This window comes from Pseudomonas sp. AKS31, from assembly GCF_023634765.1.
GTDB lineage: Bacteria > Pseudomonadota > Gammaproteobacteria > Pseudomonadales > Pseudomonadaceae > Aquipseudomonas.
This window is the reverse complement of sequence record NZ_JAMLFX010000003.1, coordinates 554,245-577,138: the sequence shown is the minus strand read 5'-3', so window position 1 is coordinate 577,138 and position 22,894 is coordinate 554,245. Positions and strand designations below refer to the sequence as shown.

At 60.2% G+C, this 22,894-nt stretch carries 29 protein-coding genes; 18 read left to right on the top strand and 11 right to left on the bottom strand.

Annotation, left to right across the window (positions count from 1 at the left end; genetic code table 11):
- Positions 1–97 precede the first annotated feature (97 nt).
- From M9827_RS13670 to M9827_RS13645, 6 genes are all read left to right on the top strand, one after another.
- A complete protein-coding gene (locus M9827_RS13670) occupies positions 98–997 on the top strand; it encodes an energy transducer TonB (protein WP_250605820.1) in 900 nt (299 codons plus the stop codon).
- A 134-nt stretch (positions 998–1,131) separates the two neighbouring features.
- On the top strand, positions 1,132–1,704 hold the full coding sequence (locus M9827_RS13665) for a YqgE/AlgH family protein (protein ID WP_250605819.1): 573 nt from the start codon (positions 1,132–1,134) through the stop codon (positions 1,702–1,704).
- Complete coding sequence (ruvX, locus tag M9827_RS13660) at positions 1,704–2,141, top strand: Holliday junction resolvase RuvX (protein ID WP_064589634.1); 438 nt, start codon at positions 1,704–1,706, stop codon at positions 2,139–2,141. The genes M9827_RS13665 and ruvX overlap by 1 nt, the downstream gene beginning before the upstream one ends.
- An 81-nt stretch (positions 2,142–2,222) precedes the next feature.
- On the top strand, positions 2,223–2,729 hold the full coding sequence (gene pyrR / locus M9827_RS13655) for a bifunctional pyr operon transcriptional regulator/uracil phosphoribosyltransferase PyrR (RefSeq protein WP_250605818.1): 507 nt from the start codon (positions 2,223–2,225) through the stop codon (positions 2,727–2,729).
- A gap of 27 nt (positions 2,730–2,756) precedes the next feature.
- Complete coding sequence (locus M9827_RS13650) at positions 2,757–3,761, top strand: aspartate carbamoyltransferase catalytic subunit (protein WP_007913665.1); 1,005 nt, start codon at positions 2,757–2,759, stop codon at positions 3,759–3,761.
- A complete protein-coding gene (locus M9827_RS13645; RefSeq protein ID WP_250605817.1) occupies positions 3,758–5,029 on the top strand; it encodes a dihydroorotase in 1,272 nt (423 codons plus the stop codon). The genes M9827_RS13650 and M9827_RS13645 overlap by 4 nt, the downstream gene beginning before the upstream one ends.
- A gap of 102 nt (positions 5,030–5,131) precedes the next feature.
- Here M9827_RS13645 and M9827_RS13640 read toward each other — a convergent pair whose 3' ends face one another.
- Entirely contained in the window at positions 5,132–5,563 is a 432-nt protein-coding gene (locus M9827_RS13640) for an NINE protein (RefSeq protein WP_007913651.1), read from the bottom strand.
- Between the two features lie 248 nt (positions 5,564–5,811).
- Between M9827_RS13640 and M9827_RS13635 the strand changes: the two genes are divergently transcribed.
- The gene (locus tag M9827_RS13635) at positions 5,812–6,429 is read left to right on the top strand and encodes a C40 family peptidase (protein ID WP_250605816.1); all 618 of its coding nucleotides are present in this window, start codon (positions 5,812–5,814) and stop codon (positions 6,427–6,429) included.
- Between the two features lie 105 nt (positions 6,430–6,534).
- Here the strand turns inward: M9827_RS13635 and M9827_RS13630 are convergent, their stop codons facing one another.
- Entirely contained in the window at positions 6,535–7,569 is a 1,035-nt protein-coding gene (locus tag M9827_RS13630) for a type IV pilus twitching motility protein PilT (RefSeq protein ID WP_250605815.1), read from the bottom strand.
- Positions 7,570–7,625: 56 nt separating this feature from the next.
- Here M9827_RS13630 and M9827_RS13625 point away from each other — a divergent pair, with 56 nt between their 5' ends.
- From M9827_RS13625 to M9827_RS13580, 10 genes are all read left to right on the top strand, one after another.
- Positions 7,626–8,312 (top strand): YggS family pyridoxal phosphate-dependent enzyme, encoded by a 687-nt coding sequence (locus M9827_RS13625; RefSeq protein ID WP_250605814.1) that lies wholly within the window; start codon positions 7,626–7,628, stop codon positions 8,310–8,312.
- A gap of 23 nt (positions 8,313–8,335) precedes the next feature.
- Positions 8,336–9,154, top strand: coding sequence for a pyrroline-5-carboxylate reductase (gene proC / locus M9827_RS13620; protein ID WP_250605813.1), 819 nt, complete (start codon positions 8,336–8,338; stop codon positions 9,152–9,154).
- 10 nt (positions 9,155–9,164) lie between these two features.
- Entirely contained in the window at positions 9,165–9,755 is a 591-nt protein-coding gene (locus tag M9827_RS13615) for a YggT family protein (protein ID WP_250605812.1), read from the top strand.
- Positions 9,752–10,048 carry a DUF167 domain-containing protein gene (locus M9827_RS13610; protein WP_016985982.1) on the top strand — a complete coding sequence of 99 codons (297 nt, stop codon included), beginning with the start codon at positions 9,752–9,754 and terminating at the stop codon, positions 10,046–10,048. The genes M9827_RS13615 and M9827_RS13610 overlap by 4 nt, the downstream gene beginning before the upstream one ends.
- A gap of 228 nt (positions 10,049–10,276) precedes the next feature.
- Positions 10,277–11,416, top strand: a complete 1,140-nt coding sequence (gene metX, locus M9827_RS13605) for a homoserine O-succinyltransferase MetX (protein ID WP_250605811.1) — start codon at positions 10,277–10,279, stop codon at positions 11,414–11,416.
- A 7-nt stretch (positions 11,417–11,423) separates the two neighbouring features.
- Positions 11,424–12,044 (top strand): methionine biosynthesis protein MetW, encoded by a 621-nt coding sequence (gene metW / locus M9827_RS13600; protein ID WP_008083798.1) that lies wholly within the window; start codon positions 11,424–11,426, stop codon positions 12,042–12,044.
- A gap of 26 nt (positions 12,045–12,070) precedes the next feature.
- Entirely contained in the window at positions 12,071–12,505 is a 435-nt protein-coding gene (locus M9827_RS13595; protein ID WP_250605810.1) for a DUF4426 domain-containing protein, read from the top strand.
- On the top strand, positions 12,502–13,098 hold the full coding sequence (gene rdgB, locus M9827_RS13590) for an RdgB/HAM1 family non-canonical purine NTP pyrophosphatase (RefSeq protein WP_250605809.1): 597 nt from the start codon (positions 12,502–12,504) through the stop codon (positions 13,096–13,098). Before M9827_RS13595 ends, rdgB begins: the two co-directional genes overlap by 4 nt.
- Before the next feature lie 68 nt (positions 13,099–13,166).
- Positions 13,167–14,300, top strand: coding sequence for a radical SAM family heme chaperone HemW (gene hemW / locus M9827_RS13585; RefSeq protein WP_250605907.1), 1,134 nt, complete (start codon positions 13,167–13,169; stop codon positions 14,298–14,300).
- 22 nt (positions 14,301–14,322) lie between these two features.
- Positions 14,323–14,646: a DUF3392 domain-containing protein gene (locus M9827_RS13580; protein ID WP_007913629.1), complete on the top strand. Its 324-nt coding sequence runs from the start codon at positions 14,323–14,325 to the stop codon at positions 14,644–14,646.
- Positions 14,647–14,772: 126 nt separating this feature from the next.
- Here the strand turns inward: M9827_RS13580 and M9827_RS13575 are convergent, their stop codons facing one another.
- From M9827_RS13575 to M9827_RS13555, 5 genes are all read right to left on the bottom strand, one after another.
- Positions 14,773–15,561 (bottom strand): hypothetical protein, encoded by a 789-nt coding sequence (locus tag M9827_RS13575; RefSeq protein WP_250605808.1) that lies wholly within the window; start codon positions 15,559–15,561, stop codon positions 14,773–14,775.
- Positions 15,562–15,739: 178 nt separating this feature from the next.
- The gene (trmB, locus tag M9827_RS13570) at positions 15,740–16,465 is read right to left on the bottom strand and encodes a tRNA (guanosine(46)-N7)-methyltransferase TrmB (RefSeq protein ID WP_007913622.1); all 726 of its coding nucleotides are present in this window, start codon (positions 16,463–16,465) and stop codon (positions 15,740–15,742) included.
- 9 nt (positions 16,466–16,474) lie between these two features.
- Positions 16,475–17,269: a thiazole synthase gene (locus M9827_RS13565; RefSeq protein WP_250605807.1), complete on the bottom strand. Its 795-nt coding sequence runs from the start codon at positions 17,267–17,269 to the stop codon at positions 16,475–16,477.
- Between the two features lie 60 nt (positions 17,270–17,329).
- The gene (gene thiS, locus M9827_RS13560; protein ID WP_123454333.1) at positions 17,330–17,530 is read right to left on the bottom strand and encodes a sulfur carrier protein ThiS; all 201 of its coding nucleotides are present in this window, start codon (positions 17,528–17,530) and stop codon (positions 17,330–17,332) included.
- Positions 17,531–17,601: 71 nt separating this feature from the next.
- Positions 17,602–17,982 (bottom strand): DUF423 domain-containing protein, encoded by a 381-nt coding sequence (locus tag M9827_RS13555; protein WP_250605806.1) that lies wholly within the window; start codon positions 17,980–17,982, stop codon positions 17,602–17,604.
- A 74-nt stretch (positions 17,983–18,056) separates the two neighbouring features.
- Here M9827_RS13555 and mtgA point away from each other — a divergent pair, with 74 nt between their 5' ends.
- On the top strand, positions 18,057–18,779 hold the full coding sequence (mtgA, locus tag M9827_RS13550; RefSeq protein WP_250605805.1) for a monofunctional biosynthetic peptidoglycan transglycosylase: 723 nt from the start codon (positions 18,057–18,059) through the stop codon (positions 18,777–18,779).
- A 150-nt stretch (positions 18,780–18,929) separates the two neighbouring features.
- Here mtgA and rpoH read toward each other — a convergent pair whose 3' ends face one another.
- The 4 genes from rpoH to ftsY form a co-directional block, all read right to left on the bottom strand.
- Positions 18,930–19,784, bottom strand: a complete 855-nt coding sequence (rpoH, locus tag M9827_RS13545; RefSeq protein WP_003229146.1) for an RNA polymerase sigma factor RpoH — start codon at positions 19,782–19,784, stop codon at positions 18,930–18,932.
- 115 nt (positions 19,785–19,899) lie between these two features.
- Positions 19,900–20,925 carry a permease-like cell division protein FtsX gene (gene ftsX, locus M9827_RS13540; RefSeq protein WP_099757424.1) on the bottom strand — a complete coding sequence of 342 codons (1,026 nt, stop codon included), beginning with the start codon at positions 20,923–20,925 and terminating at the stop codon, positions 19,900–19,902.
- Positions 20,922–21,593, bottom strand: coding sequence for a cell division ATP-binding protein FtsE (ftsE, locus tag M9827_RS13535; RefSeq protein ID WP_003229148.1), 672 nt, complete (start codon positions 21,591–21,593; stop codon positions 20,922–20,924). Before ftsE ends, ftsX begins: the two co-directional genes overlap by 4 nt.
- A partial coding sequence (ftsY, locus tag M9827_RS13530) for a signal recognition particle-docking protein FtsY (RefSeq protein ID WP_250605804.1) occupies positions 21,590–22,894 on the bottom strand: 1,305 nt, incomplete at its 5' end. The genes ftsE and ftsY, both read right to left, overlap by 4 nt.

The window sequence follows — 22,894 nt, the reverse complement described above, 5'->3', positions numbered from 1 at the left end:
ATGCAGTCTGTCGCTTGAAGCGTGAAGCCCAAGGCGTGAAACCAACATTGCGTTATCATGCGCAGCCTCTGAAAAACGCGATGTTGGTTTTCTTGTCATGACCCTCCCGTCCGATCTGCCCGCAGAACTCGCCCACCGTGGCGTGCGCCCGGCCGATCGCCTCGGTTTTACCCTGTTCCTTGCGGCGCTGATTCATTTGGCGCTGCTGCTCGGCGTCGGCTTCACGATGGTCGAGCCCAAGCAAATCAGCAAAACCCTGGAAATTACCCTCGCCACCTTCAAGAGCGAAAAGAAGCCGCAGAAGGCTGACTTTCTCGCCCAAGAGAACCAGGAAGGCAGCGGCACGCTGGACAAGAAGGCGATCCCGAAGACCACTGAAGTGGCGCCGTTCCAGGACAATCAGGTCAAAAAAGTCACCCCGCCACCGGCCGCCAAGCCGCAAGTGCAGGAAGCCGCGCCCAAGGCTGCAGTGACCACCGTCGCGCCGAAACCTAAAAAAGCGCCGACCAAGAAAGAAGAAGCCAAAACCGAAGTCAAACCGACAGTCGACGCGCCGGAGTTCGACAGCTCGCAGCTGTCCAGCGACATCGCCAGCCTCGAAGCCGAATTGGCCAAGGAACAACAGCTGTACGCCAAACGCCCGCGTATTCACCGTTTGAGCGCGGCGTCGACCATGCGCGACAAGGGCGCCTGGTACAAAGACGACTGGCGCAAGAAGGTCGAGCGCATCGGCAACCTCAATTACCCCGAAGAAGCACGGCGCAAGCAGATCTACGGCAATTTGCGCCTGATGGTTTCGATCAACCGCGACGGCTCGCTGTATGAAGTACTGGTGCTGGAATCCTCCGGCCAGCCGCTGCTGGACCAGGCGGCGCAGCGCATCGTCCGACTGGCGGCACCGTTTGCCCCGTTTACCGGGGACTTGTCGGATATCGATCGTCTGGAAATCATTCGCACCTGGAAATTTGCTCGCGGCGACAAGCTCTCCAGCAATTAAGGGCAAGATCAAAAGATCGCAGCCTTCGGCAGCTCCTACATTGGCCTGCATTCACATGTAGGAGCTGCCGAAGGCTGCGATCTTTTGGCGGCTTCAGCTTGTCAGTTTGCCCCCCGAACGCCACACTAGCGCACATGAAAAACGTCAGCCCCAGCTACCTCAAGCATCAATTCCTGATCGCCATGCCACACATGGCCGACCCGAACTTTGCCCACACCTTGACCTACATCGTCGAGCACACGGCCAATGGCGCGATGGGGATTGTGGTCAACCGGCCGCAAGAGCTGAATCTGGCCGACATCCTTGAGCAATTGCGCCCGGAGATCGACCCGCCAGCACTGTGCCAGCACGTACCGATCTTCATCGGCGGGCCGGTGCAGACTGATCGCGGTTTTGTCCTGCACCCGGCAGGCAAAACCTTCCAGGCCACCGCGCAACTGGACGGTGATCTGGCCCTGTCCACCTCGCAGGACGTGCTGTTCGCCATCGCTGACGGTGTCGGCCCGGTGAAAAGCCTGATTGCCCTCGGTTATGCCGGTTGGGAAGCCGGGCAGCTGGAAGCGGAACTCGCCGATAACGCCTGGCTGAACTGCCCGTACGACGCCGACATCCTCTTCAACACCAGCAGCGAACTGCGCCTCGAAGCGGCGGCCAGGCATCTGGGGATCAACCTCAGCCTGCTGACGAGCCAGGCAGGTCACGCCTGATGGCCCTGCGCCTGATTCTCGGCTTCGACTACGGCACCAAACAGATCGGCGTCGCGGTCGGCCAGGTGATTACCGGCCAGGCCCGTGAGCTGTGCACCTTGAAGGCACAGAACGGCGTGCCGGACTGGAACCAGGTCGAAGCCCTTATAAAAGAATGGAAACCCGACGCTGTCGTCGTCGGCCTGCCGTTGAACATGGACGGCACGCCGAGCGACATGTGCGTACGCGCGGAAAAATTCGCCCGCCGCCTCAATGGCCGCTTCAACCTGCCCTTCTATACCCATGACGAGCGCCTGACCACGTTCGAGGCCAAAGGCGAGCGCCTGGCCCGTGGCGGGCAGAAAGGCAGTTACCGCGACAACCCGGTGGACGCCATCGCCGCCGCTCTGCTGTTGCAGGGCTGGCTCGATGAAAACACTGCATTGTTTGAATCCTGACAAGCGCTTCGGCGCTTTTCTTTTGGTTATAACCCGAGCCACGTCCGGCAGGACGCCGCTCGGACTCAAGAAGGAGCAACCATGAGCCTGCCCAATCCCGCCGATCTGATCAGCCAGATGGCGACCCGCCTCAAGGCGCACCTTGCCCAACGTGAAATCAACGAGCCGCGTTACATCGGCATTCGCACCGGCGGCATCTGGGTCGCGCAGGCCTTGCTCAAGGAGCTGGGCAGCGACGCGCCACTGGGCACGCTGGATGTTTCCTTCTACCGCGACGACTTCAGCCAGAACGGCCTGCATCCGCAAGTGCGCCCGTCCGCCCTGCCCTTCGAGATCGAAGGCCAGCATCTGGTGTTGATCGACGACGTACTGATGAGCGGCCGCACCATCCGCGCCGCCATGAACGAATTGTTCGACTACGGCCGCCCGGCCAGCGTGACCCTGGTCTGCCTGCTGGACCTCGACGCCGGCGAGTTGCCGATCCGCCCGAACGTGGTCGGCGCGACCTTGTCGCTGGCCGCTCACGAGCGGGTCAAGCTGTCCGGCCCTGAGCCGCTGACGCTCGAACTGCAAGATGTCTCCCTTTAATCCGCCCTATTGAGAGTCCCCCTCGCGATGACGCCTCTAGATACCAAGCGCCCGCTGCAGCTCAATGATCAGGGCCAGCTGCGCCACTTCCTCTCGCTCGATGGCCTGCGCCGCGAGTTGCTGACGGAAATCCTCGACACTGCCGACTCGTTCCTCGAAGTCGGTGCCCGGGCGGTGAAGAAAGTCCCGTTGCTGCGCGGCAAGACCGTGTGCAACGTGTTCTTCGAAAACTCCACGCGCACCCGCACCACTTTCGAACTGGCAGCCCAGCGGCTGTCGGCGGACGTGATCACCCTGAACGTGTCGACCTCGTCGGCAAGCAAGGGCGAAACCCTACTCGACACCCTGCGCAACCTCGAAGCCATGGCCGCCGACATGTTTGTCGTGCGCCACGGTGATTCCGGCGCCGCGCACTTCATCGCTGAGCATGTCTGCCCACAAGTGGCGATCATCAACGGCGGCGACGGCCGTCACGCCCACCCGACGCAGGGCATGCTCGACATGCTCACCATCCGTCGGCACAAGGGCGGTTTCGAAAACCTCTCGGTGGCGATCGTCGGCGACATCCTGCACTCACGGGTGGCGCGCTCGAACATGCTCGCGCTGAAAACCCTCGGCTGCCCGGACATCCGTGTGATCGCGCCGAAAACCCTGCTGCCGATCGGCATCGAGCAATACGGCGTGAAGGTGTACACCGACATGACCGAAGGCCTGAAGGACGTCGACGTGGTGATCATGCTGCGCCTGCAGCGTGAACGCATGACCGGCGGCCTGCTGCCGAGCGAGGGTGAGTTCTACCGACTGTTCGGCCTGACCACCGCGCGCCTGGCCGGCGCCAAACCGGATTGCATCGTTATGCACCCGGGACCGATCAACCGTGGCGTGGAAATCGAATCGGCAGTGGCCGACGGCCCGCATTCGGTGATCCTCAATCAAGTCACCTACGGCATCGCGATTCGTATGGCCGTGCTGTCCATGGCCATGAGCGGACAAACCGCGCAGCGTCAATTCGAGCAGGAGAACGCCCAGTGAAGCTCAGCATTCTCGGCGCACGCGTCATCGATCCAAGCAGCGGCCTGGATCAAGTCACCGACATTCACGTTGAAGCCTGCAAGATCGTCGCCCTCGGCGCGGCCCCAGCGGGTTTTACGGCAGTAGAAACCATCGATGCCCAAGGCCTTGTCGCCGCTCCGGGCCTCGTCGATCTGAACGTTGCTCTGCGCGAGCCGGGCTATAGCCGCAAAGGCTCGATCGTCAGCGAGACCCGCGCAGCGGCCGCCGGCGGTGTGACCAGCCTGTGCTGCCCGCCGAAAACCAAACCGGTGCTCGACACCTCCGCTGTCGCCGAACTGATCCTCGACCGTGCCCGCGAAGCCGGCAACACCAAAGTGTTCCCGATTGGCGCACTGAGCAAAGGTCTGGACGGCGAGCAGCTGGCTGAATTGGTCGCTCTGCGCGATGCCGGTTGCGTGGCGTTCGGCAACGGCCTCGAAAGCTTCCGCAACACCCGCACCCTGTGCCGGGCGCTGGAATACGCGGCGACCTTCGACCTGACGGTGATTTTCAACTCGCAGGATCATGATCTCGCCGAGGGTGGTCTGGCCCACGAAGGCGCGGTTGCGAGCTTCCTCGGCCTGCCGGGGATTCCGGAAACCGCTGAAACCGTGGCCTTGGCCCGTGATCTGTTGCTGGTCGAGCAGACTGGCGTGCGTGCGCACTTCAGCCAGTTGACCAGCGCGCGCGGCGTGGCCCTGATCGCGCAGGCTCAGGCTCGTGGTTTGAAGGTAACGGCGGATGTCGCGCTGTATCAGCTGATTCTGACCGACGAAGCGCTGATCGACTTCAGCAGCCTGTATCACGTGCAACCGCCGCTGCGTACACGTGCGGATCGCGATGGTCTGCGTGAAGCGGTGAAGTCCGGCGTGGTCTCGGCGATTTCCAGCCATCACCAGCCGCACGAACGCGACGCCAAACTGGCACCGTTCGGCGCAACCGAGCCGGGCATCAGCAGTGTTGAACTGTTGCTGCCGCTGGCGATGACGCTGGTGGAGGATGGTTTGCTGGATTTGCCGACCTTGCTGGCGCGTCTGAGTGCAGGCCCGGCTGAAGCGTTGCGTCTGCCGGCCGGCAAACTGGCGGTAGGTGGTGCGGCGGATATCGTGTTGTTTGATCCGCAGGCTTCGACGGTGGCCGGTGAAAACTGGTTGTCGAAAGGTGAGAACTGCCCGTTCATTGGGCACACTTTGCCGGGTGTGGTTCGCTATACGCTGGTGGATGGGCGGATCAGTCACCAGGCTTGATACCGGGTTGCCCCCAATCGCTGGCAAGCCAGCTCCCACAAGGTCTTGCGCTATCTTTGGGTTAGCGCAAAAACCTGTGGGAGCTGGCTTGCCAGCGATGGCTTACTGGAAGGCGCCTCTGCCTTCGGCGTTGCGTACGGACACCTGATCATTCAGCGTCCAGAAGTCATACAGCACCCCCAGAAAGAACAACCCGCCCGTCAGCAGATAGATCAGGCCACTGATCCATTTCCCCTGATACATCCGGTGCACACCCAATGCTCCGAGGAACGTCAGCAGAATCCACGCCACGTTGTACTCGATCGGCCCGGCGGTGAAACGCAGATCCGCCTCGCGATCCATCGCCGGGATCAGGAACAGGTCGATCAGCCAGCCAATACCGAGCAAACCGAAGGTGAAGAACCAGATCGTCCCGGTCACCGGCTTGCCGTAATAGAAGCGGTGAGCACCGGTAAAACCGAAAATCCACAGCAGATAACCGATGATTTTGCTGTGCGTATCTTGCTGCTGAACGAATTGTTGATAGGGGTTCATGAAGACCTCGATTCACACGATAGATAAATATTCTTGAATTCTTTGTGACTTTTTTACAGGTAGCCGACGTACGGCAAATGTTACCGTTGCTACCGTCAAAGCCTTATAGCACCGGACTTCTGTCCGACAATTGCGTCCATTTGCCGCTTATTTGGTTCCGTTGGCCGCCAACTGAATCGACCAACGGACTCGGAATGAAAAAAAACTCTGTTATAAAGTTGCGCGCTATCACTAAAGAGCCACGCCTAATGCGACCATTTTTCAAGACATGGCTAACCATTTGCCTATTAATGCCACTGGCCGCCCACGCCACCAATCGTGAGCAACGTCTTCCCAACGTTAACGGCTTCACCCCTAAATCCCATGCTTCGGCTCCTTCGAGCAAGAGCAGCAAAAGCAAAACCACCACGCTGAGCAGCAAGAGCCACAGCAAGCTGGTGCCACCGATGGCGAGCAAGGAAAGCAGCAATGTGCTGAGCCGTGCGGTGAACGTCCTCGGTACACCTTATCGTTGGGGCGGCAGCAGCCCAAGTAAAGGTTTTGATTGCAGCGGCTTGGTGAAATACGCGTTCAACGACGCCACCTTCGACCTGCCACGCACCTCGAACGCCATGGCCAGCGGCCACGGCGAGAAAGTCGAGCGCAAGGATCTGAAGCCGGGCGACCTGATTTTCTTCAACATCAAGAGCCGTCGGGTCAATCACGTTGCCATCTACCTGGGCAACGATCGCTTTATCCACGCACCGCGTCGTGGCAAAGCGGTGAGCATCGATACGTTGAACAAGCCTTACTGGGAAAAGCATTACGTCGTGGCCAAGCGAGTGTTGCCGAAAGAGCAAAGCCAGATGCGCGTGGTTCAGCGCTGAGTCTTCGAAGCAAGATCAAAAGATCGCAGCCTTCGGCAGCTCCTACATCGGGATCAGCGTTTCCCTGTAGGAGCTGCCGAAGGCTGCGATCTTTTGCTTCTGGTCTCAGAAATTATCCGGCGTACGCGCCTTCTCCCGCGCATTCTCGCGGCTGATCAAGCCTTTGGTCACCAGTTCCTTCAGGCACATGTCGAGTGTCTGCATGCCCAACGACCCACCTGTTTGAATCGCCGAATACATCTGCGCCACCTTGTCTTCACGGATCAGGTTACGGATCGCCGATGTCCCCAGCATGATCTCGTGTGCCGCCACCCGCCCGCCGCCGATCTTCTTGATCAACGTCTGCGAGACAACCGCTAGCAGCGACTCGGAAAGCATCGAGCGCACCATCGACTTCTCGTCTCCGGGAAATACATCGACCACGCGGTCAATGGTTTTCGCGGCAGACGTGGTGTGCAAGGTGCCGAATACCAGGTGTCCAGTCTCGGCTGCGGTCAGCGCCAGGCGAATGGTTTCCAGGTCACGCATCTCGCCGACCAGAATCACATCCGGATCCTCACGTAGCGCTGAACGCAAAGCCGTGGCGAAACTGCGGGTGTCGCGATGGACTTCACGCTGATTGATCAGGCATTTGCGCGATTCGTGGACGAACTCGATCGGGTCCTCAATGGTAAGGATGTGGTGATGCCGGTGGGTGTTGAGGTAATCGATCATCGCCGCCAGCGTGGTCGATTTGCCGGAACCGGTCGGCCCGGTCACCAGCACCAGCCCGCGCGGTGCATCGGTGATCTTGCGGAAGACATCGCCCATGGCCAAGTCTTCCATGCTCAGCACTTTCGACGGGATCGTACGGAATACGGCGCCGGCGCCACGATTCTGGTTGAAGGCGTTGACCCGAAAGCGCGCCACGCCCGGCACTTCGAAAGAAAAGTCGGTTTCCAGATGCTTCTCGAAGTCGACCCGCTGGGTGTCGTTCATGATGTCGTAGATCAGATCGTGCACTTGTTTGTGATCGAGTGCCGGCAGATTGATCCGCCGCACATCGCCATCGACACGGATCATCGGCGGCAGGCCGGCCGACAGGTGCAGGTCGGACGCGCCTTGTTTGGCGCTGAAGGCCAGCAGTTCAGTGATATCCATAGCGCTCCTCAATTCCAGTAGAATGCCGCGAACCTTCAGACCGCCGGCGCCTCTTGATGTCCACGATAGCAGACAACATTTCCCACGTTGGTTCGCGCATCCAGACCGCGACCCAAGCCGCACACCGTCCTGAAAACAGCGTTCAGTTGCTCGCCGTGAGCAAAACCAAACCTGCCGAAGCGCTGCGCGAAGCGTATGCCGCCGGCCTGCGCGACTTTGGCGAGAACTACCTGCAGGAAGCCTTGGGCAAACAGCTCGAACTGGCTGACCTGCCCTTGATCTGGCACTTCATCGGCCCCATTCAATCGAACAAGACTCGCGCCATCGCCGAGCATTTCGACTGGGTGCATTCCGTGGATCGCCTGAAAATCGCTCAACGCTTGTCCGAACAGCGCCCGGCTGAACGGCCGCCACTGAACATCTGCGTTCAGGTCAATGTCAGCGGCGAAGCCAGTAAATCCGGCTGCACTCCGGCTGACCTGCCGGCATTGGCCGCCGCGATCAGCGCACTGCCGCGCCTGAAACTGCGCGGCCTGATGGCGATTCCCGAGCCGACCGACGACCGCGCCGAGCAAGACGCGGCCTTCGCCGCCGTGCAGAAATTGCAGGCGAGTCTCGATCTGCCGCTCGACACACTTTCCATGGGCATGAGCCACGACCTCGAGTCGGCCATTGCCCAAGGCGCCACTTGGGTGCGTATCGGTACCGCCCTGTTTGGCGCCCGTGATTATTCCCAGTCTTGAACGATTCCAGATAAGGACCACACATGAGCAACACACGTATTGCGTTTATCGGTGCGGGCAACATGGCGGCCAGTCTGATTGGCGGCCTGCGCGCCAAAGGGCTGGAAGCGGCGCACATCCGCGCCAGTGATCCGGGCGAAGAAACCCGCGCCAAGGTCAGTGCCGAACACGGCATCGAAACTTTCGCCGACAACGCCCAGGCCATCGACGGCGTCGATGTGATCGTGCTGGCGGTCAAGCCGCAAGCGATGAAAGCCGTGTGCGAGGCCATTCGCCCAAGCCTGAAACCCAATCAATTGGTGGTGTCGATTGCTGCCGGTATCACCTGCGCCAGCATGACCGCGTGGCTCGGCGAGCAGCCGATCGTGCGCTGCATGCCGAATACCCCGGCGCTGCTGCGTCAGGGCGTCAGCGGCTTGTACGCGACCAGCGAAGTGACAGCCGAGCAACGTCAGCAAGCCGAAGAGCTGCTGTCCGCCGTCGGCATTGCCCTGTGGCTGAATGAAGAACAGCAACTGGACGCCGTCACCGCCGTGTCCGGTTCCGGCCCTGCCTACTTCTTCCTGCTGATCGAAGCCATGACCGCTGCTGGCGTCAAACTCGGCCTGCCGAAAGACGTCGCCGAGCAACTGACTCTGCAAACGGCGCTGGGCGCCGCGCACATGGCGGTTTCCAGTGACGTCGACGCCGCCGAACTGCGCCGTCGCGTGACCTCGCCAAACGGCACCACGGAAGCTGCAATCAAATCATTCCAGGCCAATGGCTTTGAAGCCCTGGTCGAAACCGCACTCGGCGCCGCCGCGCACCGCTCGGCCGAAATGGCCGAACAACTGGGCAAATAAGGAGCCTTACATGATTGGATTGAACACCGCAGCGGTTTACGTGCTGCAAACCCTCGGCAGTCTGTACCTGCTGATCGTGCTGCTGCGCTTCGTGCTGCAACTGGTGCGGGCGAACTTCTACAACCCGCTGTGCCAGTTCATCGTCAAAGCGACCCAGCCACTGCTCAAACCACTGCGCCGGATCATTCCGAGCCTGTTCGGTCTGGACATGTCGTCGCTGGTGCTGGCGATTCTGGTGCAACTGGCACTGATGGCGCTGACCCTGCTGCTGACTTACGGCACCACCGGCAACCCGCTGCAACTGTTTATCTGGTCGATCATCGGCGTGACCGCGCTGTTCCTGAAGATCTTCTTCTTCGCCCTGATCATCAGCGTGATCCTGTCGTGGGTCGCGCCGGGCAGCCACAACCCGGGTGCTGAACTGGTCAACCAGATCTGCGAGCCGGCGCTGGCGCCGTTCCGCAAGTTCCTGCCGAATCTTGGCGGTCTGGACCTGTCGCCGATCTTCGCCTTCCTCGCGCTGAAGCTGATCGACATGCTGGTGATCAACAATCTGGCGGCAATGACGATGATGCCGGAAATCCTGCGCTTGCTGATGTGAGCTGGTTCCGTTGGGACGGTGACGACCTGATCCTCGAGTGTCACCTGCAACCGGCAGCCCGTAGCGATGATTTCGCCGGGCTGCACGGTGATCGGCTGAAAATTCGCCTGACAGCGCCGCCGGTTGAGGGCAAGGCCAATGCGTATCTGCTGGGTTTTCTGGCCAAGGCATTTGGCGTTTCGAAGAGCCAGGTCAGTTTGCTCAGTGGTGAGCTGAACCGGCAGAAGCGGGTGAAGATCTGTTCGCCGAAGAAGTTGCCGGATTTGCCGGGGTTGGTTGGGCGCTTGTCTTGAGTTTTGCAGCGTCTGCGCCCCTCACCCCAGCCCTCTCCCCCTGGAGAGGGAGCCGATCTAGGGTGTTTTCGGAACCTGAGTTCAGCCCGGATAGATCAGGTCGGCGTAGCTCAAAAGAACACCTCGGTCAGTCCCCTCTACCTCTGGGAGAGGGTTAGGGTGAGGGCTGCTTGCCGCTAACCCCCCCGGTCTTTAGACTTACGCCTCATTTCAACGAGAGCAGGGTCGATGCCAACTGCCTTTCCCCCCGATTCTGTTGGTCTGGTGACGCCGCAAACCGCGCACTTCAGCGATCCGCTGGCCTTGGCCTGCGGCCGTTCGCTGGCCGCCTATGACCTGATCTACGAAACCTACGGCACGCTGAACGCGCAAGCGAGCAACGCCGTGCTGATTTGCCACGCCTTGTCCGGCCATCATCACGCAGCCGGCTACCACAGCGTCGACGACCGCAAACCCGGTTGGTGGGACAGCTGCATCGGCCCCGGCAAACCGATCGACACCAACAAGTTCTTCGTGGTCAGCCTGAACAACCTCGGCGGCTGCAACGGCTCCACCGGCCCGAGCAGCATCAACCCGGAGACCGGCAAACCGTTCGGTGCCGACTTCCCGGTACTCACCGTGGAAGACTGGGTGCACAGCCAGGCGCGTCTGGCCGACCTGCTCGGCATCCGCCAGTTCGCCGCAGTGATCGGTGGCAGCCTCGGCGGCATGCAGGCGCTGCAATGGACCATCACTTACCCGGATCGCGTGCGTCACTGTCTGGCCATCGCCTCGGCTCCGAAATTGTCGGCGCAGAACATTGCCTTCAACGAAGTCGCGCGCCAGGCGATCCTCACTGACCCGGAATTCCACGGCGGTTCGTTCCAGGAAGCGGGCGTGATTCCCAAACGCGGGCTGATGCTGGCGCGCATGGTCGGGCACATCACCTACCTGTCCGACGATTCGATGGGCGAGAAATTCGGCCGTGGCCTCAAGAGCGAGAAGCTCAACTACGACTTCCACAGCGTCGAGTTCCAGGTCGAAAGCTACCTGCGCTATCAGGGCGAAGAGTTCTCCGGTCGTTTCGACGCCAACACCTATCTGTTGATGACCAAGGCGCTGGATTACTTCGATCCGGCGGCTAACTTCGACGATAACCTGGCAAAAACCTTTGAGAACGCCACGGCCAAGTTCTGCGTGATGTCGTTCACCACCGACTGGCGCTTCTCCCCGGCCCGCTCGCGGGAACTGGTGGATGCGCTGATGGCTGCGCGCAAAGACGTCAGCTATCTGGAAATCGACGCACCGCAGGGCCACGACGCCTTCCTGATTCCGATCCCTCGCTACTTGCAGGCGTTCGGCAATTACATGAACCGCATCACGTTGTGAGAAAGCCATGAGAGCTGATCTGGAAATCATCCAGGAATGGATCCCCGCTGGCAGCCGCGTCCTCGACCTCGGTTGTGGTGACGGCGAGCTGCTGACCTGGCTGCGCGACAACAAGAACGTCACCGGTTACGGCCTGGAAAACGACGCCGACAACATTGCCGAATGCGTGGCCAAAGGCATCAACGTCATCGAGCAGGATCTGGACAAGGGGCTGGGCAATTTCGCCAGCAACAGTTTCGATATCGTCGTCATGACCCAGGCCCTGCAAGCGGTGCACTACCCGGACAAGATCCTCGACGAAATGCTCCGCGTCGGCCGCCAGTGCATTATCACTTTCCCCAACTTCGGCCACTGGCGCTGCCGCTGGTACCTGGCGAGCAAGGGCCGCATGCCGGTTTCCGAGTTCCTGCCGTACACCTGGTACAACACGCCGAACATTCACTTCTGCACCTTCGAAGACTTTGAAGAACTTTGCCGCGAACGTGATGCGAAGGTCATTGATCGGCTTGCCGTGGATCAACAGCACCGTCACGGGTGGGCCAGTAAGCTATGGCCTAATCTGTTAGGTGAGATCGGTATCTACCGCGTCAGCAGCCCGCAGCTTGCAGACCACAAAGTCGCGGTCTGAATCCCGTCATTTCGAGGAGCACGATCATGGGTCGTTTAGCGTTGTTGTTATTGACTGCCTGCCTGAGCGCCAGCGCCCTGGCGGCCGACGTCATCAAGGGTGAACGCAAGGAAACCTTTGGCGACGTGACGGTGCACTACAACACTTTCAACTCGACGTTTCTGACGCCGGACATCGCCAAGGCTGCGGAACTGGTGCGCAGCAAGAATCAGGGTGTGATCAATGTCTCGGTGATCAAGGACGGCAAACCGCTGATCGCCAATGTCACCGGCACGGTCAAAGACCTGACCAGCAACAGCGTGCCGCTGAAATTCCGCCAGATCACCGAACAGGGCGCGATCTACTACATCGCCCAGTACCCGGTGGAGCAGCAGGAAACCCGCACTTTTGAAATCAAGGTGCAGAACGGCGACAAGATCAACACCATCAATTTCAACCAAGAACTCTTTCCCGGCGAATGATGAACATCAAGCAGCTCGTACTGGCCAGCCATAACGCCGGCAAACTCAAAGAACTTCAGGCCATGCTCGGCGACTCGGTGCAACTGCGCTCGATTGGCGAGTGGAGCAAGGTCGAGCCGGAAGAAACCGGCCTGTCGTTCGTTGAGAACGCGATTCTCAAGGCGCGCAACGCCGCACGTATTTCCGGGCTGCCGGCGCTGGCCGACGATTCCGGTCTGGCGGTGGATTTCCTTGGCGGAGCACCGGGCATCTATTCGGCGCGCTATGCCGACGGCCAGGGCGATGCAGCAAACAACGCCAAATTGCTCGATGCGCTGAAAGATGTGCCGGAAGCCGAGCGCGGCGCGCAGTTTGTTTGCGTGCTGGCGCTGGTGCGTCATGCTGACGATCCGTTGCCGATCCTCTGCGAAGGCTTGTGGCACGGACGCATTCTGACCGCTGCCAGCGGCGAACACGGTTTCGGCTACGACCCGCTGTTCTGGGTGCCGGAGCGTGACCTGTCCAGCGCCGAACTGAGCCCGGCCGACAAGAACCAGATCAGCCACCGCGCCCGTGCAATGGATCTGCTGCGCCAGCGTCTGGGCTTGAAATGACCGTTGATTCTTCTGCGTCGTCGCTGATTGTCGGCGGCGCCGCTTCTTCGCCTCGGGCGCCGCTGCCAATGCTGCCGCCCTTGGCGCTGTACATCCACATCCCGTGGTGTGTGCGCAAATGCCCGTATTGTGATTTCAACTCGCACACTGCCAGCCCGGTGTTGCCGGAGCAGGAATACGTTGATGCGCTGCTGGCCGATCTCGATCAGGATCTGCACGCCGTGTACGGTCGTGAAATCAGTTCTATCTTCTTTGGTGGCGGCACGCCGAGCCTGTTCAGCGCCGAAGCCCTCGGGCGGCTGCTGGAAGGCGTCGAACAGCGGATTCCGTTTGCCCACGACATCGAAATCACTCTGGAAGCCAACCCCGGGACCTTCGAGCAAGAGAAGTTCGTCGCGTACCGCAAGCTGGGGATCAATCGCCTGTCGATCGGCATCCAGAGCTTCCAGCAGGAAAAGCTCAAGGCGCTGGGGCGGATTCACAACGGTGACGAAGCGGTACGCGCGGCCGGTATGGCGCGGCAGGCCGGGTTCGATAACTTCAACCTCGACTTGATGCACGGTTTACCCGATCAGTCGTTGGACGATGCCCTCAGCGATCTGCGCCAGGCCATCGCGCTGAATCCAACGCACATTTCCTGGTATCAGCTGACGCTGGAGCCGAACACGGTGTTCTGGAACCAGCCGCCGGTGCTGCCGGAAGATGACACGCTGTGGGACATTCAAGAGGCCGGGCAAGCGCTGCTGGCGGAACACGGTTATGCGCAATACGAAGTGTCGGCTTATGCCCAGGCGGGTCGGCCAGCGCGGCACAACCTCAATTACTGGAGTTTCGGCGACTTCATCGGCATCGGCGCGGGTGCGCATGGCAAGCTCAGCCATCCGGACGGGCGCATCGTGCGTACCTGGAAAACCCGTTTGCCGAAGGACTATCTCAACCCGGCAAAAAGCTTTCAGGCCGGCGAGAAAGCGCTGACCAACGACGAGATGCCGTTCGAGTTTCTGATGAACGCTTTGCGCCTGACCGCAGGCGTCGAATCGCGCCTGTATCCGGAGCGTACCGGGCTGTCGCTGGAAAGCCTCGCCGAAGGCCGGGCGGCGGCAGAACAAAGCGGTCTGTTGCAGGTCGAACCGTCACGTCTGGCGGCCACCGAGCGCGGACAGCTGTTCCTCAACGACTTGCTGCAACAATTTCTGAACTGACTTCAGTCCCAAGGGAAAACGCATGGATTTGATACTCGACCTGCTCGCCACCGTCTCCCGCTGGAGCCGCAGCAACCTTTCGGAAATCGCCCTGGCGCTGGTCGGCTGCCTGCTGGTGCTGTTCGGCGCCGACTTCAAAGGCTGGGTCGAGCAACGCCTGGGCAGCATCGCCGGTGCCTTGCGCGTGCCGCTGATGGCGCTGCTTTGCGTGATCGGCAGCGGCGCAGCATTGATCTACGCCACGCCGTGGGTGATCAAGGGCTTGAGCCAGTTCAACAACTACAGCCTGGCGCCGGTGTTGTTGGTGGTCCTCGTGCTCATCGGCGTAGTCGCCGACCGCCGCTGATTCCGCAATCACCCCAAAACAACTGTGGGAGCGAGCCTGCTCGCGAAGGCGTCTTAACATCCAACAACATCGTTGATTGTCAGACCGCTTTCGCGAGCAGGCTCGCTCCCACTATTGGGCCTTGGTTCAATGATTCTTCGATAAGTGGCTCTGCGCCTGAAGGATCGCCTTGAGGCCAACGGAATCCTTGCAGCCCAGCGCTATCGCTTTATCGAAGTGTTCGATATTGCCGCTGTCGCGCATATCGCTGCCGTTCACACGAGTCAACGCGAGTATGTAGTAGGCCTCAGCCCGAAACTGGTCTTCGGACAATACCAAGCCAGCTGCGCGGGCTCGCATCGCGGCCATCGGCCCGACCTTGCCGGCAGGCGCCCCGTTTTCTTCGAAACACAGCGAACGTTTGGCCTGCAACGGATAGTCGTCAGCATGCGTATCAGGCTTGAGCAGCAACTGCTCGAGAGACTGCAAGAATTTCAAATGATCAGGATTTTGCGCATCAAATCGTTCATACGCTTTGTCGCACAAATGGTAATAGCCCACCGCAGCCGCTAACAATCCATCATCCATGGCCTGCTGATAAAGACCACAGGTCTGTAAGCGCGTCTGCTCGGAAAACATCGGGTTGTCCTGCAGGCTGGCCAAAAAATAGGTGGCCAGCGTGTGCCCGCCGTCCGACGCATGCTTGAGGTTGTCCACAAGAGCCTCGAGATCACCTTCGGCAACGCGCAATTGTTCAGGGGTGTATTGCACGCTTTCCCCGGCGTCCTCACGCTTGATCCGGTCATTCGCGTCGCGCTCGATCTTTGCCGCCGTTCTCTGCGCACTCGCGAAGTATTCCTCGGGACTGACTACCCGTTCGCACGCTGCGCAACAAATGAGCCCCAGAACCAGCGTGCAGGCAAAAATGGCTTTCAAGATTTGTCTTCCTTTACAAATGGGGGCCTCGAGCTTTCGGCGGATCATAGCCAAACTTGAGCAAACTCCAGAAACAACTGTAGGAGCTGCGGCACGCTGCGATCTTTGATCTTCAAAATCAAAATCAAGATCAAAGATCGCAGCGTGCCGCAACTCCTACAGGGGTGTTGCGTGATGCTTAAGCGAGTTTTTCGAACTTCAGGTCCCACACGCCATGGCCAAGACGTTCGCCGCGGCGTTCGAACTTGGTGATCGGGCGTTCGGCCGGGCGCGGCACGCACTTGCCGTCTTCGGCGAGGTTGCGGTAGCCCGGGGCGACGTTCATCACTTCCAGCATGTATTCGGCGTACGGTTCCCAGTCGGTGGCCATGTGCAGAATGCCGCCGACCTTCAATTTGCTGCGCACCAGTTCAGCGAACGAGGCCTGAACGATACGACGCTTGTGGTGACGGCTCTTGTGCCACGGGTCCGGGAAGAACAGCATCAGGCGATCGAGGCTGTTGTCGGCGATGCAGCGGTTGAGCACCTCGATCGCGTCGCAATCGTAGACCCGCAGGTTGGTCAGGCCCTGAGTCAGCACACCATTGAGCAGCGCGCCAACACCCGGACGGTGAACCTCAACACCAATGAAATCCTGCTCCGGTGCCGCCGCGGCCATTTCCAGCAGCGAGTGGCCCATGCCGAAACCGATCTCCAGCGAGCGCGGTGCCGAACGGCCGAACACTTGATCGTAATCCACCGGCGCGTCCGCCAGCGGCAGCACGTACAGCGGCGCGCCCTGATCCAGACCGCGTTGCTGGCCTTCGGTCATGCGCCCGGCACGCATCACGAAACTCTTGATGCGGCGGTGTTGGCGCTCGTCGCCTTCTTCCGTCTGGATAGGCGTGTCGTTCGATTCAGTCATCAATGGCTCTTACTTGATCAGACCATCCAGCGGCGAAGAGGCGCTGGCATAGAGTTTTTTCGGCATACGGCCAGCGAGGTAGGCCAGACGGCCTGCAACGATGGCGTGTTTCATGGCTTCAGCCATCATCACCGGCTGCTGGGCGTGGGCGATGGCCGAGTTCATCAGCACTGCATCGCAACCCAGTTCCATGGCGATGGTCGCGTCGGACGCAGTGCCGACACCGGCATCGACCAATACGGGAATGTTGGCTTCTTCGAGGATGATCTGCAGGTTGTACGGGTTGCAGATGCCCAGACCGGAACCGATCAGACCGGCCAGCGGCATCACCGCGATGCAGCCGATTTCTGCCAGTTGCCGGGCGATGATCGGGTCATCGCTGGTGTACACCATCACGTCGAAGCCTTCCTTGACCAGCGTTTCCGCAGCCTTGAGAGTTTCGATCACGTTGGGGAACAGGGTCTTCTGGTCGGCCAGTACTTCCAGCTTCACCAGGTTGTGGCCATCGAGCAGCTCACGGGCCAGGCGGCAGGTGCGCACGGCTTCGATGGCGTCGTAGCAACCGGCGGTGTTCGGCAGGAAGGTGTAGCGCTCCGGCGACAGCACGTCGAGCAGGTTCGGCTCGCCTTCGATCTGGCCCAGGTTGGTGCGGCGCACAGCGAAAGTGACGATCTCGGCACCCGAGGTTTCGATGGCCTGGCGGGTTTCTTCCATGTCACGGTACTTGCCGGTACCGACCAGCAAACGCGACTGGTAAGTACGACCGGCCAGTACAAAAGGCTTGTCGCTACGAACGATGCTCATGGGGAATCCTCTTTAAAGGTGAGGGTCTTGCAGAATTCTGTGCCCTAGCGGGCCGGGCGATCAGCCGCCGCCGATGGCGTGCACCACTTCGACGTTGTCGCCGTCATTGAGCGTGGTGCTGGCATGCTGGCTGCGCGGAACGATATCCAGATTGAGTTCGACTGCCACCCGGCGTCCGGTCAGTTCCAGACGGGTGATCAGGGCCGCAACGGTCTCGCCGTCGGGCAGTTCAAGGGATTCGCCGTTCAACTGAATGCGCATGCGCTAGGCCGCCATCATTTTTAGGGGGTGGCATTCTAGCCCGATCATGACCTAAAGGTCAGCACCAAGCGTCAAGCGGTTGGTTGCAGGCGCCAGGCGGCGAGCCCCAGGCAAACCCATCCGGCCAGAAATGCCAAACCACCGAACGGGGTGATGATGCCGAGCTTGCTGATGCCGGTCATGGTCAGCACATACAGACTGCCGGAGAACAGCAGGATGCCGACGGTGAACGACACGCCAGCCCAAGCGACCAGTCGCCCCTGAATCTGCGTAGCCAGCAGCGCCACACCGAACAGCGCCAGGGTGTGCACCAGTTGATAGGTAACGCCGGTATGGAAAATCGTCAGGTATTCGGGTGTCAGGCGATTTTTCAGGCCATGGGCGGCAAACGCACCCAAAGCGACCCCGGTGAAACCGAAAAAAGCGGCCAGCATCAAAAAGCCACGCAGCATTGGGAACTCCAGTCAGACGCGATCGGCAGGGTCTGTATAATGGCCCGCTCCACCGGTTCGGCCAAGCCATCTCTATGCTGCGTACTATTTTCCGTCGTCTCACGAAGGCCCTGCTCTGGTTCGCCGGTGGCAGCGTCTTGCTGGTGCTGGTGTTTCGCTTCGTGCCGCCGCCGGGCACGGCGTTGATGGTCGAGCGCAAGATCGAGTCCTGGGTCGATGGTGAGCCGATTGATCTGCAACGCAGGTGGAAGCCGTGGGACGAGATCTCCGATGACCTCAAGGTGGCGGTCATGGCCGGTGAGGATCAGAAGTTTCCCGAGCATTGGGGTTTTGATTTCAGCGCGATCCAGGCAGCGCTGGCCCACAACGAACTCGGCGGCTCGATTCGCGGCGCCAGCACCTTGAGCCAACAAGTATCGAAGAATCTGTTTCTTTGGGCCGGCCGCAGCTACCTGCGCAAAGGCCTGGAGGCATGGTTTACTGCGCTGATCGAGGTGCTCTGGCCAAAGCAACGCATTCTTGAGGTGTATTTGAACAGCGTCGAGTGGGACGACGGCGTGTTTGGTGCCGAAGCGGCGGCACGGCATCACTTTGGCGTAAGCGCCAAGTCGTTATCACGACAACAAGCGAGCTATCTGGCGGCCGTTCTGCCCAATCCGCGTGTCTGGAGTGCCAGCCATCCGACCGCTTATGTGTCGCGCAGGGCCGGGTGGATTCGGCAGCAGATGAGTCAGTTGGGTGGAGATAGCTATTTGCTGGGCCTCAACGATTCGCGCCGGGCACCTTGGTCGCAGTGATTAAAAGCAAAAGATCGCAGCTTTCGGTAGCTCCTGCAGGTGAAATGCAATCCAATGCAGGAGCTGCCGAAGGCTGCGATCTTTTGATCTTCTAAATGAAAACGCCCCGATCATCGCTGATCGGGGCATTTTTTATTGCCGAGGCGCCGGTTACGCGGCGATCGACAACTTGAGCTTGTTCATCGCACTCTTTTCGAGCTGACGGATCCGCTCGGCCGATACGTTGTACTTCTGCGCCAGGTCGTGCAGCGTGGCTTTCTCTTCTGCCAGCCAGCGCTGGTAGAGGATGTCGCGGCTACGTTCGTCCAGCACTTCCAGCGCTTCGTGCAGATTGTGGTTGGAGTTGTCACTCCAGTCGGCATCCTCCAGTTGACGGGCCGGGTCGTACCGGTGGTCTTCCAGATAGTTGGCCGGCGACTGGAAAGCGCTGTCGTCGTCGGCTTCAGCAGCCGGGTCGAAGGCCATGTCATGGCCGGTCAGGCGACTTTCCATCTCGCGCACTTCCCGCGGCTCGACGCCGAGGCTTTCCGCCACGCGGTGGACTTCCTCGTTGTTCAGCCACGCCAGACGTTTCTTCTGGCTGCGCAGGTTGAAGAACAGCTTGCGCTGGGCCTTGGTGGTCGCGACTTTCACAATGCGCCAGTTGCGCAGGATGAACTCGTGAATTTCCGCCTTGATCCAGTGCACGGCGAACGACACCAGACGCACACCCATTTCCGGGTTGAAGCGCTTCACGGCCTTCATCAGGCCGACGTTACCTTCCTGGATCAGGTCAGCCTGAGCCAGACCATAGCCGGAATAGCTACGGGCAATGTGTACGACAAAACGCAGGTGGGCGAGCACCATCTGCCGAGCCGCCCCCAAATCCTGCTCATAGTAGAGACTCTCGGCCAGTTCACGCTCCTGCTCCGGCGTCAGCAATGGAATGCTGTTGACGGTGTGCACGTAGGCTTCCAGGTTCGCACCCGGAACCAACGCATACGCAGGTTGCAAAGAATTGGTCATGCGAAAAAACCTCCCACTTACATACTCGTGCCTCTCGGCACTGCGAAAAATTGACCGGGAATTCAAGTGCAAGTTCCCAAAAAAACCGCGAGGTCAATCACGCGCAAAAAAGATTCTACTTCGGCGCCAGCTCCCTGAGATGGCGTGCGACTGCAATCCATGCACCGATATAACCCAACAGCACCGCGCCAAGCAAGAGCGACAGACCGTCGGCAACTGGCACTCCGGCCAGCGCGAAATCACTGCCGTACAAGCCGGCCAGTCCAACCACCGCGTCGTTCAGCCAGTTCAGGCCGAACGCCAATACACCCCAGGACAAAAGTCCCGCACCGAAGCCATACAACGCGCCCATATAAAGGAAGGGACGACGCACATAGCTGTCAGTGCCGCCGACGAGTTTAATCACTTCTATCTCGGTGCGGCGGTTTTCAATATGAAGACGAATGGTATTGCCTATCACCAAAAGTAATGCAGAAACCAAAAGCACCGTCAGACCGAAAACAAAACGATCGCCAAGCTTGAGGATGGCGGCCAGACGCTCGACCCAGACTAGATCAAGTTGCGCCTGTTGTACCTTGGGCAGCTCGGAAAGTTTTTGTCTTAATGCTTCCAGAGTTGGCTTGTCGACTTCGTTCGGCGTGACCAGCACTACGCCCGGCAACGGGTTCTCCGGCAGCTCACGCAGGGCTTCGCCCAGTCCGGACTGTTGCTGAAACTCTTCCAGCGCCTGATCACGACCGACGTATTCAGCATCAGCTACGCCGGGCATGCCTTTGATCTGTTCACGCAACGACTCGCCCTGCTCCGGGCTGGCGTCGAGTTGCAGATACAACGAGATCTGCGCCGCGCGCTGCCACGAACCGCCAAGACGTTCGACATTGTTCAGCAACAGCGAAAGCCCCATCGGCAGGCTCAGCGCCACGGCCATCACCATGCAGGTGAAGAAACTGCCGATTGGCTGCTTGCCGAGACGACGCAAACTGTCGAGCAGGCTGGCGCGATGGCTTTCGATCCACGCGCGGAACAGCGTGGCGAAGTCCGGGCCATCGTCTTCGTCGTGTTTTTTCTTCTTCGGTGGCTGCGGATCGGCGGCTTTCGGCGCCACGCGCTCGGAAACCTTGGGACTGCGTGTCGCACTCATACTCCGGCCTCCCCATCGCCGATCAGTCGGCCGCGTTGCAGGGTCAGCATGCGGTGACGCATGCGCGCGATCAGTGCCAGATCGTGACTGGCGATCAACACACTGGTGCCCAGACGGTTGATGTCTTCGAACACACCCATGATTTCAGCCGCCAGACGCGGGTCGAGGTTGCCGGTCGGTTCGTCGGCCAACAGCAAGGCCGGACGGTGAACAATGGCGCGGGCAATGCCGACGCGCTGTTGCTGACCGGTGGACAGGTCGCCGGGGTACAGATCGGTTTTATCCGACAGCGCCACACGCTCCAGCGCCGAATCGACGCGCTTGGCGATTTCGGCCTTGGACAGCCCGAGAATCTGCAGCGGCAGCGCGACGTTATTGAACACCGTGCGATCGAACAGCAACTGGTGATTCTGGAACACCACACCGATCTGCCGGCGCAGGAACGGGATCTGTGCGTTGCTGATGGTGCTCAGGTCTTGCCCGGCGAGCAGCAGTTTGCCGCTGGTCGGACGCTCCATCGCCAGCAACAGACGCAACAAAGTGGATTTACCGGCGCCGGAGTGGCCGGTGACAAACAAGAACTCGCCACGACGGACTCGAAAGCTCAGCTCATGCAAGCCGACGTGACCGTTCGGGTAGCGTTTACCGACCTGTTCGAAACGAATCATGAACGCTCCCGCTCGGCAAACAATGCCTGGACAAAGGGTTCGGCTTCAAAGGTACGCAAATCGTCGATGCCTTCACCGACGCCGATGTAGCGGATCGGCAGGCCAAACTGCTTGGCCAGGGCGAAAATCACCCCGCCCTTGGCGGTGCCGTCGAGCTTGGTCAGCGCCAGGCCGGTCAGTTCGACGGTCTGGTTGAATTGCTTGGCCTGGTTGATGGCGTTCTGACCGGTACCGGCGTCGAGCACCAGCAATACTTCGTGCGGCGCGTCGGCGTCGAGCTTGCCGATCACCCGGCGAACCTTTTTCAGTTCTTCCATCAGGTTGTCTTTGGTGTGCAGACGACCGGCGGTGTCAGCGATCAATACGTCGATGCCACGGGCCTTGGCGGCCTGCACGGCGTCGAAGATCACCGAAGCCGAGTCAGCACCGGTGTGCTGAGCAATGACCGGAATCTTGTTGCGCTCGCCCCAGACCTGCAACTGCTCCACGGCGGCGGCGCGGAAGGTGTCACCGGCGGCCAGCATGACTTTCTTGCCTTCCAGTTGCAGCTTCTTCGCCAGTTTGCCGATGGTAGTGGTTTTGCCGGCGCCGTTGACGCCGACCACCAGAATCACGAACGGCTTGTGCTGCGAGGCGATTTTCAGCGGTTGTTCGACCGGCTTGAGCATCGCGGCCAGTTCGGCCTGCAGGGACTTGTACAGCGCGTCAGCGTCGGCCAGTTCCTTGCGCGCGACCTTCTGGGTCAGGCGCTGGATGATCTGCGTGGTGGCTTCGACGCCGACGTCGGCGGTGAGCAGACGGGTTTCGAGGTCATCGAGCAGATCGTCGTCGATGGTTTTGCGGCCGAGGAACAGACTGGCCATGCCTTCGCCGATGCTGGCGCTGGTTTTCGACAGACCTTGCTTGAGGCGGGCGAAGAAACCGGCTTTGGTTTCTTCGGTGCGCGGGGCTTCGACTGGGGCCTCAGCAACCACTTCAACCGGCACGACTGGAGCAACCGCAACAGGTGCAGGCTCGGGCTGTTGAACAACAGGGGCAACCGGGGCAGCAAACGCCGGAATAACAGGCTCAGCGACAACCGGCGCAGGCTCGACAACCGGCTCAACCACCGGCGCCGGAGCAACCTCAGGAACGTACGCAGCAGGCGCAGGAATCTCTGGCGTAATGTGCGGTGCAGCCTCTTCAACCAACGCCACCGGCTCTTCCGCCACGGGCAAGGTCAGCCAGGGCTCGGCCGCCGGAGTCAGTGGCAGTTCAGCCGCCACAGGCGCTTCAGGCTCAGGTTCTGGCTCGACCGGTTG

What these genes read in the sequence shown, in the direction of transcription:
- M9827_RS13670 (WP_250605820.1), top strand. Translation starts at nt 98, where the DNA reads ATGACCCTCCCGTCCGATCTGCCCGCAGAACTCGCCCACCGTGGCGTG.
- M9827_RS13665 (WP_250605819.1), top strand. Translation starts at nt 1,132, where the DNA reads ATGAAAAACGTCAGCCCCAGCTACCTCAAGCATCAATTCCTGATCGCC.
- ruvX (WP_064589634.1), top strand. Translation starts at nt 1,704, where the DNA reads ATGGCCCTGCGCCTGATTCTCGGCTTCGACTACGGCACCAAACAGATC.
- pyrR (WP_250605818.1), top strand. Translation starts at nt 2,223, where the DNA reads ATGAGCCTGCCCAATCCCGCCGATCTGATCAGCCAGATGGCGACCCGC.
- M9827_RS13650 (WP_007913665.1), top strand. Translation starts at nt 2,757, where the DNA reads ATGACGCCTCTAGATACCAAGCGCCCGCTGCAGCTCAATGATCAGGGC.
- M9827_RS13640 (WP_007913651.1), bottom strand. Translation starts at nt 5,563, where the DNA reads ATGAACCCCTATCAACAATTCGTTCAGCAGCAAGATACGCACAGCAAA.
- M9827_RS13635 (WP_250605816.1), top strand. Translation starts at nt 5,812, where the DNA reads ATGCGACCATTTTTCAAGACATGGCTAACCATTTGCCTATTAATGCCA.
- M9827_RS13630 (WP_250605815.1), bottom strand. Translation starts at nt 7,569, where the DNA reads ATGGATATCACTGAACTGCTGGCCTTCAGCGCCAAACAAGGCGCGTCC.
- M9827_RS13625 (WP_250605814.1), top strand. Translation starts at nt 7,626, where the DNA reads ATGTCCACGATAGCAGACAACATTTCCCACGTTGGTTCGCGCATCCAG.
- proC (WP_250605813.1), top strand. Translation starts at nt 8,336, where the DNA reads ATGAGCAACACACGTATTGCGTTTATCGGTGCGGGCAACATGGCGGCC.
- M9827_RS13615 (WP_250605812.1), top strand. Translation starts at nt 9,165, where the DNA reads ATGATTGGATTGAACACCGCAGCGGTTTACGTGCTGCAAACCCTCGGC.
- metX (WP_250605811.1), top strand. Translation starts at nt 10,277, where the DNA reads ATGCCAACTGCCTTTCCCCCCGATTCTGTTGGTCTGGTGACGCCGCAA.
- metW (WP_008083798.1), top strand. Translation starts at nt 11,424, where the DNA reads ATGAGAGCTGATCTGGAAATCATCCAGGAATGGATCCCCGCTGGCAGC.
- M9827_RS13595 (WP_250605810.1), top strand. Translation starts at nt 12,071, where the DNA reads ATGGGTCGTTTAGCGTTGTTGTTATTGACTGCCTGCCTGAGCGCCAGC.
- rdgB (WP_250605809.1), top strand. Translation starts at nt 12,502, where the DNA reads ATGATGAACATCAAGCAGCTCGTACTGGCCAGCCATAACGCCGGCAAA.
- hemW (WP_250605907.1), top strand. Translation starts at nt 13,167, where the DNA reads ATGCTGCCGCCCTTGGCGCTGTACATCCACATCCCGTGGTGTGTGCGC.
- M9827_RS13580 (WP_007913629.1), top strand. Translation starts at nt 14,323, where the DNA reads ATGGATTTGATACTCGACCTGCTCGCCACCGTCTCCCGCTGGAGCCGC.
- trmB (WP_007913622.1), bottom strand. Translation starts at nt 16,465, where the DNA reads ATGACTGAATCGAACGACACGCCTATCCAGACGGAAGAAGGCGACGAG.
- M9827_RS13565 (WP_250605807.1), bottom strand. Translation starts at nt 17,269, where the DNA reads ATGAGCATCGTTCGTAGCGACAAGCCTTTTGTACTGGCCGGTCGTACT.
- thiS (WP_123454333.1), bottom strand. Translation starts at nt 17,530, where the DNA reads ATGCGCATTCAGTTGAACGGCGAATCCCTTGAACTGCCCGACGGCGAG.
- M9827_RS13555 (WP_250605806.1), bottom strand. Translation starts at nt 17,982, where the DNA reads ATGCTGCGTGGCTTTTTGATGCTGGCCGCTTTTTTCGGTTTCACCGGG.
- mtgA (WP_250605805.1), top strand. Translation starts at nt 18,057, where the DNA reads ATGCTGCGTACTATTTTCCGTCGTCTCACGAAGGCCCTGCTCTGGTTC.
- rpoH (WP_003229146.1), bottom strand. Translation starts at nt 19,784, where the DNA reads ATGACCAATTCTTTGCAACCTGCGTATGCGTTGGTTCCGGGTGCGAAC.
- ftsX (WP_099757424.1), bottom strand. Translation starts at nt 20,925, where the DNA reads ATGAGTGCGACACGCAGTCCCAAGGTTTCCGAGCGCGTGGCGCCGAAA.
- ftsE (WP_003229148.1), bottom strand. Translation starts at nt 21,593, where the DNA reads ATGATTCGTTTCGAACAGGTCGGTAAACGCTACCCGAACGGTCACGTC.